Source organism: Ruegeria sp. BI12 (genome assembly GCF_056537985.1).
On the sequence record NZ_JBQFSL010000001.1, the window covers coordinates 2,582,210 to 2,598,697 of the forward strand.

General features: G+C 56.8%; 16 protein-coding genes. 12 read left to right on the forward strand and 4 right to left on the reverse strand.

What is annotated here, in order from left to right:
- The first annotated feature begins 59 nt into the window (after positions 1-59).
- Positions 60-1,367 carry an aminotransferase class I/II-fold pyridoxal phosphate-dependent enzyme gene (locus tag ACR0AK_RS13020; RefSeq protein ID WP_480793586.1) on the forward strand — a complete coding sequence of 436 codons (1,308 nt, stop codon included), beginning with the start codon at positions 60-62 and terminating at the stop codon, positions 1,365-1,367.
- Positions 1,368-1,502: 135 nt separating this feature from the next.
- Here the strand turns inward: ACR0AK_RS13020 and ACR0AK_RS13025 are convergent, their stop codons facing one another.
- On the reverse strand, positions 1,503-2,051 hold the full coding sequence (locus ACR0AK_RS13025) for a ZrgA family zinc uptake protein (protein WP_480793587.1): 549 nt from the start codon (positions 2,049-2,051) through the stop codon (positions 1,503-1,505).
- Between the two features lie 211 nt (positions 2,052-2,262).
- Between ACR0AK_RS13025 and ACR0AK_RS13030 the strand changes: the two genes are divergently transcribed.
- From ACR0AK_RS13030 to speB, 10 genes are all read left to right on the forward strand, one after another.
- Complete coding sequence (locus ACR0AK_RS13030; protein WP_480793588.1) at positions 2,263-3,531, forward strand: imelysin family protein; 1,269 nt, start codon at positions 2,263-2,265, stop codon at positions 3,529-3,531.
- A 141-nt stretch (positions 3,532-3,672) separates the two neighbouring features.
- Positions 3,673-3,966 (forward strand): (2Fe-2S)-binding protein, encoded by a 294-nt coding sequence (locus ACR0AK_RS13035; RefSeq protein ID WP_170559192.1) that lies wholly within the window; start codon positions 3,673-3,675, stop codon positions 3,964-3,966.
- Complete coding sequence (bfr, locus tag ACR0AK_RS13040; protein ID WP_170559194.1) at positions 3,914-4,399, forward strand: bacterioferritin; 486 nt, start codon at positions 3,914-3,916, stop codon at positions 4,397-4,399. Before ACR0AK_RS13035 ends, bfr begins: the two co-directional genes overlap by 53 nt.
- Positions 4,359-5,906: a di-heme oxidoreductase family protein gene (locus ACR0AK_RS13045; protein WP_480793589.1), complete on the forward strand. Its 1,548-nt coding sequence runs from the start codon at positions 4,359-4,361 to the stop codon at positions 5,904-5,906. The genes bfr and ACR0AK_RS13045 overlap by 41 nt, the downstream gene beginning before the upstream one ends.
- Before the next feature lie 3 nt (positions 5,907-5,909).
- Positions 5,910-6,920 (forward strand): imelysin family protein, encoded by a 1,011-nt coding sequence (locus ACR0AK_RS13050; RefSeq protein ID WP_480793590.1) that lies wholly within the window; start codon positions 5,910-5,912, stop codon positions 6,918-6,920.
- Between the two features lie 3 nt (positions 6,921-6,923).
- Positions 6,924-8,009 (forward strand): DUF1513 domain-containing protein, encoded by a 1,086-nt coding sequence (locus tag ACR0AK_RS13055; RefSeq protein WP_480793591.1) that lies wholly within the window; start codon positions 6,924-6,926, stop codon positions 8,007-8,009.
- Between the two features lie 101 nt (positions 8,010-8,110).
- The gene (speA, locus tag ACR0AK_RS13060) at positions 8,111-10,000 is read left to right on the forward strand and encodes a biosynthetic arginine decarboxylase (protein ID WP_480793592.1); all 1,890 of its coding nucleotides are present in this window, start codon (positions 8,111-8,113) and stop codon (positions 9,998-10,000) included.
- 22 nt (positions 10,001-10,022) lie between these two features.
- Positions 10,023-11,246, forward strand: a complete 1,224-nt coding sequence (locus ACR0AK_RS13065; RefSeq protein ID WP_170559204.1) for a saccharopine dehydrogenase family protein — start codon at positions 10,023-10,025, stop codon at positions 11,244-11,246.
- 109 nt (positions 11,247-11,355) lie between these two features.
- Complete coding sequence (gene nspC, locus ACR0AK_RS13070; protein WP_480793593.1) at positions 11,356-12,525, forward strand: carboxynorspermidine decarboxylase; 1,170 nt, start codon at positions 11,356-11,358, stop codon at positions 12,523-12,525.
- Positions 12,522-13,364, forward strand: coding sequence for an agmatinase (speB, locus tag ACR0AK_RS13075; protein ID WP_480793594.1), 843 nt, complete (start codon positions 12,522-12,524; stop codon positions 13,362-13,364). Before nspC ends, speB begins: the two co-directional genes overlap by 4 nt.
- Here speB and ACR0AK_RS13080 read toward each other — a convergent pair.
- On the reverse strand, positions 13,361-13,951 hold the full coding sequence (locus tag ACR0AK_RS13080; RefSeq protein ID WP_480793595.1) for an HD domain-containing protein: 591 nt from the start codon (positions 13,949-13,951) through the stop codon (positions 13,361-13,363). The two genes, speB and ACR0AK_RS13080, sit on opposite strands and share 4 nt — an antisense overlap.
- Before the next feature lie 100 nt (positions 13,952-14,051).
- On the opposite strand from ACR0AK_RS13080, the gene ACR0AK_RS13085 reads away from it, so the two are divergent.
- Positions 14,052-14,882 carry a LysR family transcriptional regulator gene (locus ACR0AK_RS13085; protein WP_170559212.1) on the forward strand — a complete coding sequence of 277 codons (831 nt, stop codon included), beginning with the start codon at positions 14,052-14,054 and terminating at the stop codon, positions 14,880-14,882.
- Here the strand turns inward: ACR0AK_RS13085 and lptF are convergent.
- Entirely contained in the window at positions 14,879-16,018 is a 1,140-nt protein-coding gene (gene lptF, locus ACR0AK_RS13090; protein WP_480793596.1) for an LPS export ABC transporter permease LptF, read from the reverse strand. The genes ACR0AK_RS13085 and lptF overlap by 4 nt on opposite strands.
- Positions 16,019-16,204: 186 nt before the next feature.
- Complete coding sequence (locus ACR0AK_RS13095; protein WP_480793597.1) at positions 16,205-16,372, reverse strand: hypothetical protein; 168 nt, start codon at positions 16,370-16,372, stop codon at positions 16,205-16,207.
- Between the last annotated feature and the right edge of the window lie 116 nt (positions 16,373-16,488).

Sequence of the window (16,488 nt, forward strand, 5' to 3'; positions counted from 1 at the left end):
TTCTGATTTGCGATGTCGCCCCGATTGTTCAATCTGGTGACAAGCAGGAGGTCACAGATATGACAATCACACCCCGAAACTGGGTCCCGGATCAGTGCGAAACCCGTGTTCAGAAAATTGCCGCCAAGACTTCTAAGGCTGCGTCGGATGAATTGATCAAACGGATCGACGATCTTGCGAGAAAAAACCGCGAAATCCACGAACAAGAGTGTTTCAACCTCAACCCGGCAACAAATGTGATGAATCCAAGGGCCGAGGCTCTGTTGTCGTCTGGCATCGGGTCCCGACCATCGCTGGGCTATCCCGGCGACAAATACGAGATGGGGCTGGAAGCTATTGAAGAGATTGAAGTGATTGCCGCCGAGCTTTGCGCCGAGATCTTTGAAGCCAAATTCGCCGAAATCAGGGTGCCGTCAGGCGCGATTGCCAACCTCTATGGGTTTATGGCGACCTGCAAGCCGGGCGATACAATCATCGCACCGCCGGCCTCGATTGGCGGGCACGTCACTCATCACTTTGGGGGGTGTGCCGGGTTGTTTGGACTACGCACGATTGACGCGCCAACGGATGGTGACGGCTATACGGTCGATCTGGATCGGCTACGGGCATTGGCTTTGAAAGAACGGCCCAAGCTGATCACCATCGGCGGCAGCCTCAATCTGTTCGAACATCCCGTAAAGGAAGTCCGGCAGATTGCCGACGAAATCGGGGCCAAGGTCATGTTTGACGCCGCCCACCAATGCGGGATCATAGCAGGTAAAGCGTGGCGAAATCCTTTGGCCGAAGGCACGCATTTCATGACGATGAGCACGTACAAAAGCCTGGGCGGACCTGCCGGAGGTTTGATCGTTTCAAATGACGCTGAAATTGCGCAAAAGCTGGATGCGATCGCCTTTCCGGGTATGACGGCAAACTTCGACGCGGCCAAATCTGCAGCGCTGGCTGTTTCGATGCTGGACTGGCGCGACTTCGGCAAACAGTACGCCGCCGAAATGATCGCGATGGCGCAAGAGCTCGCGGCACGGTTGGACGCACACGGCGTTCCCATCTTTTCCGGACGGGAAGGGTTTACCAATTCACACCAATTCGCTGTGTTGGCAGAAACTTATGGTGGCGGGCAAACGGCGTCCAAAACATTGCGTCATGCCGGGTTTCTTGCTTGTGGAATTGGCCTGCCCGCGCCCGATGTTGAGGGGGACATGAACGGTCTCCGGATCGGGACGCCTGAGCTGGTTCGATGGGGAATGACGTCGAAGGACGCTGACCGCTTGGCGGCTCTGATCACCTCTGGATTGGCAGGAGCGGATATCGCCGCCGAGGTCGCCGAGTGGCGGAGGAGTTTTTCCGAACTGCATTTCGTGCATTGATTGCACCGTGGATGCCATCCCTGGCCGCCTTGCCTGCGGCCAGGGACGGCCGTCGCTTTTACCACGCTCGCAAATTTACACCATTGGAAATGCAAACGGGCGCATGCCGGTCCAAATGGTCCAAGATTTGGCGCGTCACATATCCAAATTTGGCTGGCTACGGGTTACTTCATGTGCCTGGGTCTTTCCGGATCTGGTAACCCGCAAAACCAGCTTCTGCGCGTTTTCAAACCGTTCGAAATATGCAAAGCGAATATTTTCCAGCGCGGAAACATCCTCACACTGGATAAGGTAGTCCGCCAGAAAGTCGCTATGTTGGTCTTGCTCGGCAGCCTCGTCGGTTTTGTCTTGCCCCAAACCCTCACCCGTCAGGGTCACATTGGCCGACGCGGTAAAGCACCCGGCCTCTTCCGGCAGCACAAACAAGCTTAAAGGCTTGGAAAGATCTGAGACCGCAACCGCCACTTGCGCACGATCGTCATCGGTTTCAGCCGAGCCTTCAAATCCTATGACATCAGCGGCGGGCACGGTGAGCGATAAAGAAAATGACTGATCGGAAAACGCAATATCCACATATCCCGTACCATGTTCATGGGCAGCGCTTTCCGCCTGCGACAGAACAACCGCAGGGGTAAATATCAAAGCAACGGCTGCACATTTAGCAAACAAGGCACCACCCAACATAGAATCACCCAGTCCATTCTAATCTGATTAAGACCCCGTGCAATCGCGGCATCGGATCGTCGACCCCGCTATTTCTGGGGATGGGGTGCGGCATTTATTTCCGACAATAAAACTCAGGTTGACTTAGTTTACTAATTAACTCAGTTTTTAGCGCATGCGCGCCGCTGAGGCGGCGCTTGTGAGTTATTTCTGACAGGGAAGTGTCACCTCTATGACCAGATTTTTTGCCGCCACCAGCGTCTTGACCCTTGGGATCGCGACTTCAGCATTTGCAGATGCCCCCGCGAAGGTGGATGTTCTGAACACCTACGCAAACATCGCCGAAGCCAAATATTACGACAGCCTGATCGCCGCGAAGTCGCTGCAGGCCGCCGTAAATGCGCTGATCGCTGATCCGTCGGACGCCACGCTGAACGCCGCCCGCACCGCATGGATTGCTGCACGTGTTCCTTACCAGCAGACCGAAGTTTACCGTTTCGGCAATGCAATCGTCGACGACTGGGAAGGTAAAGTTAATGCATGGCCGCTGGATGAAGGCCTGATCGACTATGTGAACGCAGCCTATGGCGGCCCAACCGACGAGAACGAATTCGCCGCACTCAACGTCATCGCCAACCCAACATTCGAGCTGTCCGGCAATACAATTGACGCAAGCGAGATAACCCCGGAACTGCTGGGCGAGACCCTGCACGAAGCCGATGGGATCGAAGCAAACGTTGCCACAGGCTATCACGCTATCGAATTCCTGCTGTGGGGTCAGGACCTGAATGGTCACGGCGCAGGCGCAGGCAACCGCCCCTATACCGACTATGTTCAGGGTGACGACTGCACCGGCGGCAATTGTGACCGTCGTGCCCAGTACCTGAGCGCGGCAACCGACCTGCTGGTCAGCGATCTGGAATGGATGGCAGCACAGTGGGCTGAAGGCGGCGAAGCACGCGCAGCACTGACGGCCGACGAAACCGCTGGCGTCAGCGCCATTCTGACCGGCATGGGTTCGCTGTCCTACGGCGAGCAGGCCGGTGAACGTATGCGCTTGGGCCTGATGCTGAACGACCCGGAAGAAGAGCATGATTGCTTCTCGGACAACACCCACAACAGCCATTACTACGATGGATTGGGGGTTCAGAACGTCTATCTGGGCAGCTACACCCGCATTGACGGCACCCCGGTTTCCGGCGCATCGCTGTCGGATCTGGTTGTCGCCAACGATCCATCCCTGGACGCGGAGATGAAGGTGAAACTGGCCAACACCATGCAGGCCCTTGGACGTCTGAAATCGACCGCGGAAGCCGGTTTTGCCTATGACCAGATGCTGGAACGCGGCAACGAAGGCGGCGAAGTGCTGATCATGGGTGGTGTAAACGGGCTGGTCGATCAGACCAAGACGATCGAGCGCATTGTGACTGCTCTGGAACTCGACCAGATCGAGTTCGAGGGTTCGGACAGCCTTGATAACCCTGACGCGGTCTTCCAGTAACTCGCAAGGCCCACACCAACGCGGAGGCGGCAGTATCACGCCGCCTCCAACACTTGTGAGGAACCTTTCGCGCGCTTCCTCTGGACGTTCTTGAAGTAACTTACTAATAAAGTAAGAAATACAACTCAGAGCCTGATTGCTATGATCGTATGCCACTGCACAAACATCTCGGATCACGATATCCGCGCGGCTATTGATTGGATGCGCACGTCTGATCCTTACGCGGTCATTACACCTGGTAAAATCTACCATGCCCTTGGAAAGTCAGCAGATTGTGGCGGGTGCATGCCACTTTTCCTAGACTCGATGCGTTCCAGCGATAAGTTGGAAGTGCCAATGCAGCTTCGCGCACTTCGCAGCGAGGCAACACAGGAGAATGCAGATGAAGGGCGACCCCAAGGTCATAGAATATCTAAACAAATCACTGCGGCATGAGCTAACGGCAGTCAGCCAGTATTGGCTACACTACCGCCTGCAGGAGGATTGGGGCCTTGTTCATATGGCCAAGAAAAGCCGTGAAGAGTCCATCGAGGAAATGGAGCACGCGGACAAGCTGATCGAGCGAATCATTTTCTTGGGCGGTCACCCGAATTTGCAACAACTTGACCCATTGCGCATCGGTCAGACTCCGAAAGAGACACTGGAATGCGATCTGGCAGCAGAGGTCGATGCCCGGGCCTTGTACAAGGAAGCACGCGAATACTGTCAGAGCGCTGGCGACTACGTCACTATGTCTCTGTTTGAAGGATTGCTGGCGGATGAGGAAGGGCATATCGATTTCCTCGAAACGCAGCTCGACCTGCACGAAAGGATTGGCGAAGCCAATTATGCGCACCTTAACGCATCGAAAATGGACGAAGGCGAGTAAGCTTTCCCTTTTGCCGGTGGCCGCCCTTGCGGCCACCCAATCCCTGTCGGCAGAGCTGCGGGATCTTCATCTCAACTACCTTCCCAGAACTGAAGACGAACAAGCAAGGATTGCGCGCGTAACAGATGCACCTGACGATTTCAGTGTGCCACAGCGTTTTGAAGAGTTGTCCGCAGGTGCTGCGACAGTCCGGGCGCGTACCGACGCAGATGTTTTTTCGCAGCCCTCTGGCAACCTGAGTTTCGAGCAGGAGCTCGACTTCAAAGTCGGTAACGGCCTGTTCAAGAAGATCTGGGTGTCTTCCCCGTCTTCCACGCTGGCCTCAGATGGGTTGGGGCCGCTGTACAACGCACGATCCTGTCAACGCTGTCACATCAAAGACGGGCGCGGACATACGCCCAACGGGTCAGATGACAACGCGATTTCGATGTTCCTGCGCGTGTCCATCCCTGGCACATCCGAAGACGGGTACGCCGAAATCGAAGACTACATCGCCACCATGCCCGAACCGAATTACGGCGGGCAAATGCAGGATCTGGCCCTTCCCGGCCACCCGGCAGAATACCGGTTGGATATCACTTACGAAGACGTTCCCGTCACTTTGTCGGATGGGGAAACCGTCACTTTGCGGCGTCCTACCTACAAAGCTGCCGATCTGGGTTATGGCCCTTTGCACCCTGACGCGATGATCAGCCCCCGCGTGGCTCCGCAGATGATCGGCCTGGGCTTGCTCGAGGCGATCCCGGTAGAAGACCTGCTGGCGAATGCCGACCCGGAAGATGAGGATCGCGACGGAATATCCGGCCGGCCTAACATCGTATGGGCAATTGAATATGGCGCGCCGATGATGGGCCGGTTTGGTCATAAGGCGGGCATGCCGACAATAATGGAGCAATCCGCCGCAGCCTTTGCCGGTGATATCGGCATTTCCAGCCCCCTCTATCCGGCTGCGCACGGCGATTGCACTGCGACGCAGGCGGAATGCGTAAACGCTCCACATGGCGCTGGCGACGACCGGACCTTTGAAATTGACCAGGTCGGCATGGATCTGGTCGCCTTCTATAGCCGCAATCTGGGTGTACCGGCCCGCCGCAATATGGACGATCCTCAGGTGTTGCGCGGCAAGCAGGTGTTCCACGACACCGGGTGTGCATCATGCCACACGCCCTCATTCGTGACGCATCGTATGGAAGACCGTCCCGAGCATAGCTTCCAGCTGATCTGGCCCTATTCGGACCTGCTGCTGCACGATATGGGCGAAGCGCTTGCCGATAACCGGCCCGAGGCCCGCGCCACGGGTCGTGAATGGCGGACACCACCACTTTGGGGGGTCGGCCTGACCCAACAGGTGTCAGGCCATACGCAGTTTCTACATGATGGGCGGGCGCAATCGTTGCTCGAGGCGATCCTGTGGCACGGCGGTGAGGCGCAGACAGCGCGTGACACGGTCGTCGGGATGCCAAAGCCTGACCGCGATGCCCTTATCCGTTTTCTGGAAAGCCTTTGACCCATGCGCGCCTTCGTACTTGCTCTTTCCCTGACAATGCCTCTGGGCGCCAACGCACAAGATCGTGGGCTGATCCTGTCCGACGCCATCGAGGCTCATATCCTACCCGGCTATTCCGCCTTGTCAGAGTCCACCAACGCTTTGGCTGATGCTGCGCGGGCGGATTGTGACCCGAACTCGACCCCGCTTCGCAATGCATACAACGACGCGTTTGACGATTGGATTTCGGTTAGTCATCTGCGCTTTGGCCCATCCGAAGCCGAGGACCGCGCCTTTGCGTTGGCGTTTTGGCCCGATACCAAAGGTTTCACCCCTAAAGCCCTGTCCGGCCTGATTTCTACTGAGGATACAGCCATTCAATCCCCGGATGCCTTTGCGGAAACCTCCGTGGCCGGACGCGGTTTTTTCGCGCTGGAACTGATGCTCTACGATCCACGGTTCACCGATCTGGGCGGCGCCGAGTATCGCTGCGCGCTGATGCAGGCCATAACCGCAGACATCAACCGCAATGCCGGGGCAATTGATGCAGACTGGGCGGACTACGCACGCGCATTGGCAAGCCCGGGTGAGAACAGTCCATACCGGTCTGAAGACGAAGCCATGCAAGAGCTTTACAAGGCCCTGACAACTGGTCTGGAATTCACCGCCGAAACCCGCCTTGGTCGCCCAATGGGAAGTTTCGATCGCCCCCGCCCCAAACGCGCCGAGGCGCGGCGTTCAGAACGTTCGTTGCGCCATGTGGAGTTGTCTTTGATCGCCCTGCGTGACCTTGCCGCGCGTCTGTCGGCAGATCACCCGGACATCGCCGCCGATCTGGATGACGCATTCGCCGCCGCCATCGATCGGGCGCAGTCGCTGGATGATCCGGCATTTGCCGGGGTGGCAACCCCACAGGGAAGATTTCGCGTCGAGGCGCTGCAACAATCCATCAACGATATCCGCGCCATTGCCTCGACCGAGCTGGGCCCCACGCTGGGCATCAATGCCGGGTTCAACTCACTGGACGGGGATTGAACCGTGACAAGCCGTCGAAGCTTTCTCGCTGGGTTGGCCGCTGCCAGCCTTGCGCCTTTGCGTGGATGGTCAGCTGTCGGCGCACCGGATTATCTGGCCGCCGCACTGTTACCGGATGGGACTTTTCGGCTGGCCGGGTTGGATACGGGCGGCGACATCCTGTTTTCTCTGCCGTTGCCCGCGCGCGGGCATGCGGCGGCGGCGCATCCGCACCACGCGCAGGCGGTAGCCTTTGCACGCCGTCCGGGAACATTTGCAATCATCATCGACTGCGCAACCGGCACACAGACCGCTGTGTTAGAAGCCCCGAAAGGCCGCCATTTCTATGGGCATGGTGTGTTCTCAACCGATGGAACGCGGCTGTTCACCACCGAAAACGATTTTGAGACCGGTCAGGGCGTAATCGGTGTCTGGAACACGGATGACTACACACGAATTGGCGAGTTCGCTTCGGGCGGTGTCGGTCCCCATGATATGCGTCTGATGCCAGATGGTCGCACATTGGTTGTGGCAAATGGCGGGATCGAAACCCATCCAGAAACAGGAAGAACCAAACTCAACCTGCCTGTGATGCAACCGCGCCTGACCTATCTGGACCAAAATGGCGGGGTTCTTGAGCAGGTGGAACTGCCACAAGAGCTGCACAAAAACTCGATCCGCCATCTGGCGTTGCGACCTGACGGTTTGATCGGCTTTGCGATGCAATGGCAGGGCGATACATCGCAACATCCTCCCCTTTTGGGTTTGCATTGCCGTGGCGAAAAGCCCCTGCTACTCAGCGCGCCCGACACTGACCAAAGCACGTTGCAGGGATATGCGGGCAGCATCGCGTTTTCCGGTGCAGGCGAAACAGTCGCTATCACCTGCCCCCGCGGCAATGCTCTGCACCGCTTTCGGGTCGCGGACGGACAGTTTGATGGCGTCTTCCTGCACGAGGATGTTTGCGGCCTTGGCACCGCATCAAACGGGTTTGTGTTCACAACCGGGACCGGTGTGATCGGGCAATTGTCCACAAACGAAGCCCAAATATCCAACAGAGCTGATTGCCAATGGGACAACCACCTGATCCCAATTCGCACAGCTGCATGAATTCGGAAAATTCCGCCCCATAGATTACACTTGGAAGAATCATATAGCTGCCGTATTGGCGGGCGCGAAACTGGCACCCTGACTTACAAGGACTGACTTGATTGAAACACACGCCCGACGCACCGCATTCCATCTACGGAGTTGAGAAATGGGGCAAAGATCTCATTGAGGTGACGGAGCAGGGCGAAATCGGTCTGCGCAATCCCATGGCACCCGACGCTGAAGCGATCAGCTTACCGGGTATTCTCAGTGATCTGGATGAACGCGGCATCAAAGCGCCGATGATTCTGCGCGTCAGTTCGTATCTGGAACACGAGATTGCCCATATCAACGAAAGCTTTCGCGATGCGATCGCACGTACTGGCTACAAAGGCACCTATCGCGGGGTCTTCCCGATCAAGGTGAACCAGCAGGCGCAAGTGGTCGACCGGATCGTCGAGTTCGGCAAGAAGTACAACTACGGGCTCGAGGCCGGATCGAAACCCGAATTGGTGGTCGCGCTGGCGCACCGTCTCGCCCCGGAGGCGTTGATTGTCTGCAACGGCGTCAAGGATGCCGAGTTCATCCAACTGGCCATCCTCAGCCGCAAGATCGGCTTCAACACCGTCATCGTTTTGGAAAGCCCAAAAGAGGCTGACACAGTGATCCAGGTCTACAACGAGTTGGGCATCGAACCCCTGATCGGCGTGCGGGTCAAACTGACGAACCAGATCAGTGGCAAGTGGGAAGAAAGCTCGGGCGACCGGTCCGCCTTTGGTATGAACACCGACCAGTTGGTCGCCACAGTGGACAAACTGAAGGGCGCGGGCCTGCTGCATTGCCTGAAGCTTCAGCATTCGCATCTGGGCTCTCAGGTGCAGGACGTCAACGATGTGCGTCGCGCGGTGGGCGAGGCCTGCCGGTACTACACCGAGTTGACCCGCGAGGGCGTGCCGCTGACCCATCTGGACCTCGGCGGCGGCATGGGCGTGGACTACACGGGTGAGAAGAAGGCCGCCGAGAACTCGATCAATTACACGGTCGAAGAATACTGCGCCAACGTGGTCGAAACTGTGGCCTATGCCATGGACGAGGCCGAAGTGGATCACCCTACGCTGGTCACCGAAAGCGGCCGCGCCGTGGTGGCAACCTCGTCGATGCTGGTGTTCAACGTGCTGGAAAGCACTTTGTATGACGCACCCAACGGACCAAAGGTCGAAGCGGACGATCACCATTTGGTCTCAGATCTTGCGGCGATCAACGGCTATCTCAGCAGCGACCGCCTGCAGGAATGCTGGAACGACGCGAATTTCTATCGCAATGAGCTGCGCGCGCTGTTCCGTCGTGGCCATGTCGACCTGCGTCAGATGGCGCGGGCCGAGCGAATTTACCTGTCGCTGATGGCCCGCCTCAAGACGCTGGCCGCAAGCGATGATCTGGATACGGATGTGGATGATCAGCTCGAGAAAGTGGCCGATATCTATCACTGCAACTTCTCACTGTTCCAGTCGCTGCCTGATGTCTGGGCGATCGACCAGCTACACCCGATCGTGCCCCTGCAAGGCCTGAACCAAACGCCTGATCGTCGCGCGGTGCTGTCCGACATCACTTGCGACAGCGACGGGAAGATTGATCGGTTCATTCTGGCCGACGGTGTCTCGCCCAGTCTGCCCGTGCACTCACTACCCGAAGATCAGGAATACCTCATGGGTGTTTTCTTTGTCGGGGCCTATCAGGAAACGCTGGGCGATCTGCACAACCTGTTCGGCGATACCAACGTCGTCACCATTGACCTGCGCACAGATGGCGGCTTTGACTTGCTACACGAGCAGGAGGGCGACACGATCAGCCAGGTCCTGTCCTATGTGGAATTCGACCCTCACGACTGTGTTGCCGCCTTCCGCAAAATGGTGGACGAGGCGATCTCGACCGGTACTCTGAAAGCCAGCGAACGCAAAACCCTGATGAGCGCCTATCGCGACTCGATCAACGGCTACACCTATTACGAATAACCCCAGAGAGGAGATGACCCCCATGGGAACTTTGAGTGGCAAAACACTGGTTGTCGGCGCGGGCGGCGTATCCCACGCAGCCGTACACAAGATGGCGATGAATTCGGATATTTTCACCGAAATCACCCTGGCCAGCCGCACCAAATCTAAATGCGATGCCATCGCCAAAGCGGTGAAAGAGCGTGTGGGCGTTGATATCGCGACCGCTGAGCTGGACGCCTACAAGGTCGAAGACACGGTCAAGCTGATCAAGGAAACCGGCGCCGAGTTGCTGGTGAACCTCGCCCTGCCCTATCAGGATCTGGTGCTGATGGACGCCTGTCTTGAGGCTGGGATCCACTACCTCGACACTGCAAACTACGAACCCGAGGATGAGGCGAAGTTTGAATACCACTGGCAGTGGGCCTATCAGGAACGCTTCAAAGAAGCTGGCCTGACCGCCATCCTCGGCTCGGGCTTCGATCCGGGCGTTACATCCGTCTTCGCGAAATGGTTGAAAAAGCACAAGCTGGACACCATCCGCCAAATCGACGTGCTGGACGCAAATGGCGGGTCCAACGACCAAGAATTTGCCACCAACTTCAATCCCGAAATCAACCTGCGTGAAGTGCTGGCCGAAGTGCGTCACTGGGAAAATGGCGAGTGGAAACATTCCCCTGCCATGACCCATAAGGTCGAGTTCGACTTCCCCGCCATTGGCCAGAAAAACATGTACCTGATGTATCACGAGGAACTGGAGTCGCTCTCGACCCACTTCCCCGAGATCGAACGCGCCCGCTTTTGGATGACCTTCGGCGACGCCTACATCACACACGCCAAAGTGTTGGAAAATGTTGGCATGACCCGCATCGACCCGGTAATGCATGACGGCAAGGAAATCATCCCGATCCAGTTCCTGAAAACCCTGCTGCCCGATCCTGGCGATCTGGGTGCAGAGACCAAGGGCAAGGCTTGCATCGGCGACATCGCCACAGGTCAAGCCAAGGATGGCTCGGGCGAGAAGACCTATTACATCTACAACATCTGCGATCACGAAGAATGTTACGCAGAGGTCGGATCACAAGCGGTCAGCTACACCACCGGTGTCCCCGCCATGATCGGTGCAGCGCAGGTGCTGAAAGGCAACTGGAACGAACCAGGCGTGTGGAACATGGAACAGCTCGACCCGGATGACTTCATGGACATGCTGAACGAGCACGGCCTGCCGTGGCAGGTCCACGAACTCGACGGCCCGGTCGAGTTCTGAGCCTTAGCCCGGCGGCAACGCCGGGCAGCGCCCGACCGCTCCCATGGGCGGGCGCTTCGCACCCACCCGCGGCCGGGCACTGCCCTCCGCACTGTTCGGAGATCAAACCGTGTCGGAAATGATGACCACACAGGCAGGCGACGCCGGCGCCTTCCGCGCGTTCGACCTTAGCCGCGTGCCAACCCCTTGCTTCGTGGTCGACGAAAAGGCCGTGGAACGGAATCTGACCATCCTGTCCGAAATCGGCACCCAATCCGGCGCGCATGTGCTCAGCGCGCTCAAAGCATTCTCGATGTTCGCGTTGTCCCCACTGGTGCGCCAACACCTTGGTGGCACCTGCGCATCGGGTATCTATGAGGCGCGTTTGGGTCGCGAAGAATACGGTGGTGAAGTCGCAACCTTCTGTGCGGGTTACAAGGATTCCGATATCGACGAAATCCTGTCCCTCTCCGACCACATCATCTTCAATTCTCCGGCGCAAAAGGACCGCTTCCTCGCCAAGGCCCGAGCCGCAGGCGTTCAGGTTGGCCTTCGCATCAACCCGGAGCATTCCGAAGGTGAGATTCCCAAATACGACCCTTGCGCGCCCTGCTCTCGCCTGGGAACACCAGTCAGCCAACTGTCAGCCGAAACCCTGACTGGCGTAGGCGGGCTGCATATGCACACGCTCTGCGAACAGGGTTTCGAACCATTGCTGCGTACATGGACTGCTGTGGAACCAAGACTCAAACCGTTCCTCGGTCAGCTCAAATGGCTGAACTTCGGCGGCGGTCACCACATCACCCGTGATGACTATGACCGCGAAGGGCTGGTGGCGTTTATCAAAAACATTCGCGAAACGTACAACATCGACGTCTATATCGAACCCGGTGAGGCCGTGGCGCTGGATGCGGGCATCCTGATCGGTGAAGTCCTCGACCTGCCTACCAACGGCATGGACCTTGCGATTACAGATATCTCGGCCACCTGCCATATGCCCGACGTGATCGAAGCCCCCTACCGCCCTGCCCTGATGAACGAGGCAGAAACAGGCCACACCTATCGATTGGGTGGCCCCTCCTGCCTGGCGGGCGATGTGATCGGCGACTACACATGGGATCGGCCACTGGCAATCGGCCAGCGCTTTGCCTTCCTCGATCAGGCGCACTATTCGATGGTCAAGACCAACACGTTCAACGGCGTTCCTCTGCCGACCATCGCCTTGTGGAACAGCGAGACAGACGAACTGAAGATCATCAAACAGTTCGGCTATGAAGACTTTAAGGACCGACTCTCATGAGTATTTTCCTCGACAGTGAACTGACCGCATCCGAGCGCTCTGAGGACGCACGCTTTCGCGTGATTCCGGTGCCGTTGGAACGCACGGTTTCTTATGGCTCGGGTACTGCCAAAGGTCCCGACGCCATAATTGAGGCCAGCAATGAACTGGAGCGTATTACCGGTCATTCAGAGCCTTGTGTCGAAGGCATCTTCACCGAAGAGCCCGTGGATTGTGACGCGTCGCTGTCCGAAATCATGGAACGCCTTGCCCAGCGCACCGAGGCTGCGATCCACGCGGGCAAAGTGCCCGTCACATTGGGCGGGGAGCATTCACTTAGCTACGGTGCGGTGATGGGCGTGGCGCGCGCCCTTAACCAACCGATTGGTATCGTTCAAGTCGACGCTCATGCAGACCTGCGCAATGCTTATCAGGACGAGAAGCATTCCCACGCTTCCGTGATGCACTTGTTGGCCGAAGAAGGTGTCCGGCTGGCTCAGTTTGGCGTCCGCGCGTACTCAACCGAAGAGGCCAAAAGCCGCCTTAAGAACCACGTCTTCCACGTAGATGCAGAGGAACTGGTCACGGGCAATATCCACGCCGTCGATTTGCCCGAGGATTTCCCCGAACTGGTCTATGTCAGTTTCGATGTGGACGGCCTGGACCCATCGCAAATGCCAGCCACCGGCACACCAGTTCCAGGCGGATTGGGGTACTATCAAGCTTTGCGACTTGTCGAGCACGCCTTGAAGGGCAGAAAATGTGTGGGCTTCGACGTGGTGGAACTGGCCCCGGACGGCAATGCCGCCTGGGACTTTACCGCCGCGCAGATCGTCTACCGTCTGATGGCGGCCTGTTAGCTTTCTGACGTTTCGTTCAGCTCCATATGCCCTTCGCCCTTATTCAGGACACGGCGCAACATAGGCTCAAAAAACTCCAGCGGTTTGGTCGGATAGTCCGGATCAAACGCCTTCTGATCGTATTCATGACAGAAATACCGGCAATCCTCCCAATAGGGACTGTCGCGGTACTTGTCGCGGGCGTTGCGGTCCCCGCCAAGGTGGTGGTTGTAGTAATAGCCCTGAAACACGCAGTGATGTTTCAAAATCCAATAGGTCTTTTCGCTGACATACGGCTTCATCATCGCTGCTGACAGTTCACCATGGTTGTACGGTGACAGGATATCCCCGGTGTCGTGGATCAGGGCGGCGACCACAATTTCCTCGTCCGCGCCATCTTCATAGGCGCGCGTGGCGGCCTGAAGGCTGTGCTGGTATCGGTTCACCGGGTAAGGCGTCCATGCCTCGTCCAACGAACGGATCGCATCCAGAATCCGGTCAGGAAGGGCCGCGTTATAAGCCTCTTCATACTCCATGACCGCATCCCAATCGGCTTTGGTTGCCTCTTCAAAACTGGTCCAGGTGGGTTTGTGGCTTTTGTCCAGCATGGTATTTCCTCTGGCTGATCTGCTGTCGTCAGCATAGTCGAGGTCAGCAGTCCAAAAAAATGAATTGATTTTATCATTGCGATGAAAAAATACTTTCAACATGCAGATCAAAGCCATTGAGACATTTCTATGCGTGGCGGACACCGGTGGGTTCCATGCCGCTGCACGGCAACTAAACGTCACTCAGACTGCGGTTAGCGCCCGGATCAAGCTGATCGAAGAGGAAACCGGAAAGCCCCTGTTTACGCGTGGTGCAGGTGGCACCAACCTGACAGAGTTCGGGCGACAGTTTCGCCCCTATGCCGAGCAGATGTTGTCGTTATGGTCGTTCGCTTCGCACGAATTGCCGGGCCAGACACCACACCGCGCGGCTTTGCGTCTTGGCGCGCAGCTCAGCATTTGGGACCCGTTGCTGGTTGATCTGGCCGTTCGCTATGAGCAACGACACGGACAATTGTTGCTGACTCTGAACTACGATCACGACCTTAACATGGTCGATGCCGTTGCGACGCATGTGCTGGATGCGGCATTGACCCACGAAAAGCCGTCCGATCGGCGCGTTCTGTACCAGGAACTGGCGCCCGAGCGTTTGCTCTTGGTCGAAACGCCTGACGCGGCGGAAGATGCGGTTTTCGTAAATCTCGAATTGGGCGAAGTCTATCAGGACCACGTGCGTTCGGCAGCGCGCAAAGCGTCGGGACAGACGCTCTTTTTAGGAAATTGCATGATGGGTCTGCGGTATGTTTTTAAGCGCGGCGGTACGGGTTACTTTCCGGAATACGTAATTCGGGATCAGTTGAACGACGGCACTGTGGTATCGGTTGCCGAAGCAATGGATCTGATGTTGCCGCTGTATCTGGTGACCAGACGAGATAGCGAGGCGTTTGACGACGTGATGGCCTGCCTGACTGAACTGCGTGAAACGGGTTAAGCCTGAGACAAGGAGCCATTCGACCCGCGTGATCGGGCTCGAATTAGTGGTCGCCCGGCGATCAGCAGGAAAACGCAAGAGATCAGAACACCGATGGCGGCCGGAATATAGAGTAAAATCCACAGTTTCGGATCTGCAATCACGACAGGCGAGACAAAGCCCCGGACACCTTCCAACAGGATCAAAATCGTGAAGGCCCCAAATATCTGAGGCCATAGCCCAAAGCGCGAAAAGCTGCCCAACATCAGCGTTGAAAACCCAGCCATTGCCACAGCAATACAGATGGCAATCCACGAGAAGCGCTGATGTAGTTCTTCAATCAGTTCCCCTTCCGAGAAATACTCATTCGCCAGAATCCCATCACGACCCTGCATTAGTTCGATCGTTGGGATCGCCTCAAGAGTCCGCATTGCATTTGTGTCAGAATTTGTCAGCTCGGAAATGTCATATGATGCATCCGCAAAAAGCGTTGAAGACAGCGCTCTGCTCTCAGGGTTCAAACGCAGTGCAATCCCGTCCACCATCACCAGGTGAATGCCGGTGCCATTGTTGACCAGATAGGCCGTTTTACTTGAGTAGCTGACCGGGTTCTCTTCATCCCGGCGATCCGAGACAAAAACCTCGGACAGCGTCCCGTCCAGATCGATTTCCCCGATGTAGACCGTCACGCCTTGCGCAGGGTGCAGAAATTCACCCTCATTCAATAGCTGTGCGGTAACATCCCCGGCGACCTCAGCTTGACGTTGGTCTAACCGATCCACTGATGCCGGGCGCAGGAAAACACTTATCGCGGCCATCATCAGACCGGTCAGGATGCCGAATACGAACACTGCACGCGCTAATCTCCAGGGGCTAGTCCCGGTGGCCAGCATCACCGTCATCTCGCTTTCGCGGCTCAGGCGGTTGGTGGCATAAACGGCCGCGGCGAACACCGCCATTGGCATCACCGTGCGGATCAAGGTCGGTAAGGTCAGTGCGGTGAATTCCAGAAACACCATCGCGGGTTGTCCACCGCTGATCACGCGATCAAACAGGCTGACGGAACGGGTAATCCAGAACACCCCCACCAATACCAGAGTGAAAAAGCCGAACAGAATCAGCAGTTGCCGCAGGAAGTAACCATCAAAGCGCGACATGAACCCTCTTCCGCCTGTCTGTTGTGGGCAGGACCATATGCCATTCTACTGGCGTAGGAAACCGGGATTGACCCTTTGACAGCAGGCCGCGGGAGGAACGATGTCAGGACAAAGTAAGATTGCAGACTTCCCCCCCCCAAAAAAAACAAGGCGAGTAAAGATCAAAACTCTTTATTTCTGAATTATTTAGAAGATCACGTAGTGATGGACACCGGTTACGATAACGACAGAGGCGGCAATGACTACGACAGATGCATAGTCGGTTAGTTTGAACTTGCGCTTCTTAGGATGCATCGTCCATTCGGCCCACTTCTTTTGGTCTTCCGTCAGTTCCGAACCTTCACCATACGCCATCACTACTACCTCAAACTTGACATCGCTAAGTCGACAAACTTTCGCCAGTATTTTGACACAAACCGAATAAATCAAGTAAAAACACTGTGTTCTTATCGGGTTAACCTTACGGCAGG

What these genes read in the sequence shown, in the direction of transcription:
- ACR0AK_RS13020 (WP_480793586.1), top strand. Translation starts at nt 60, where the DNA reads ATGACAATCACACCCCGAAACTGGGTCCCGGATCAGTGCGAAACCCGT.
- ACR0AK_RS13025 (WP_480793587.1), bottom strand. Translation starts at nt 2,051, where the DNA reads ATGTTGGGTGGTGCCTTGTTTGCTAAATGTGCAGCCGTTGCTTTGATA.
- ACR0AK_RS13030 (WP_480793588.1), top strand. Translation starts at nt 2,263, where the DNA reads ATGACCAGATTTTTTGCCGCCACCAGCGTCTTGACCCTTGGGATCGCG.
- ACR0AK_RS13035 (WP_170559192.1), top strand. Translation starts at nt 3,673, where the DNA reads ATGATCGTATGCCACTGCACAAACATCTCGGATCACGATATCCGCGCG.
- bfr (WP_170559194.1), top strand. Translation starts at nt 3,914, where the DNA reads ATGAAGGGCGACCCCAAGGTCATAGAATATCTAAACAAATCACTGCGG.
- ACR0AK_RS13045 (WP_480793589.1), top strand. Translation starts at nt 4,359, where the DNA reads ATGCGCACCTTAACGCATCGAAAATGGACGAAGGCGAGTAAGCTTTCC.
- ACR0AK_RS13050 (WP_480793590.1), top strand. Translation starts at nt 5,910, where the DNA reads ATGCGCGCCTTCGTACTTGCTCTTTCCCTGACAATGCCTCTGGGCGCC.
- ACR0AK_RS13065 (WP_170559204.1), top strand. Translation starts at nt 10,023, where the DNA reads ATGGGAACTTTGAGTGGCAAAACACTGGTTGTCGGCGCGGGCGGCGTA.
- speB (WP_480793594.1), top strand. Translation starts at nt 12,522, where the DNA reads ATGAGTATTTTCCTCGACAGTGAACTGACCGCATCCGAGCGCTCTGAG.
- ACR0AK_RS13080 (WP_480793595.1), bottom strand. Translation starts at nt 13,951, where the DNA reads ATGCTGGACAAAAGCCACAAACCCACCTGGACCAGTTTTGAAGAGGCA.
- ACR0AK_RS13085 (WP_170559212.1), top strand. Translation starts at nt 14,052, where the DNA reads ATGCAGATCAAAGCCATTGAGACATTTCTATGCGTGGCGGACACCGGT.
- lptF (WP_480793596.1), bottom strand. Translation starts at nt 16,018, where the DNA reads ATGTCGCGCTTTGATGGTTACTTCCTGCGGCAACTGCTGATTCTGTTC.
- ACR0AK_RS13095 (WP_480793597.1), bottom strand. Translation starts at nt 16,372, where the DNA reads ATGGCGTATGGTGAAGGTTCGGAACTGACGGAAGACCAAAAGAAGTGG.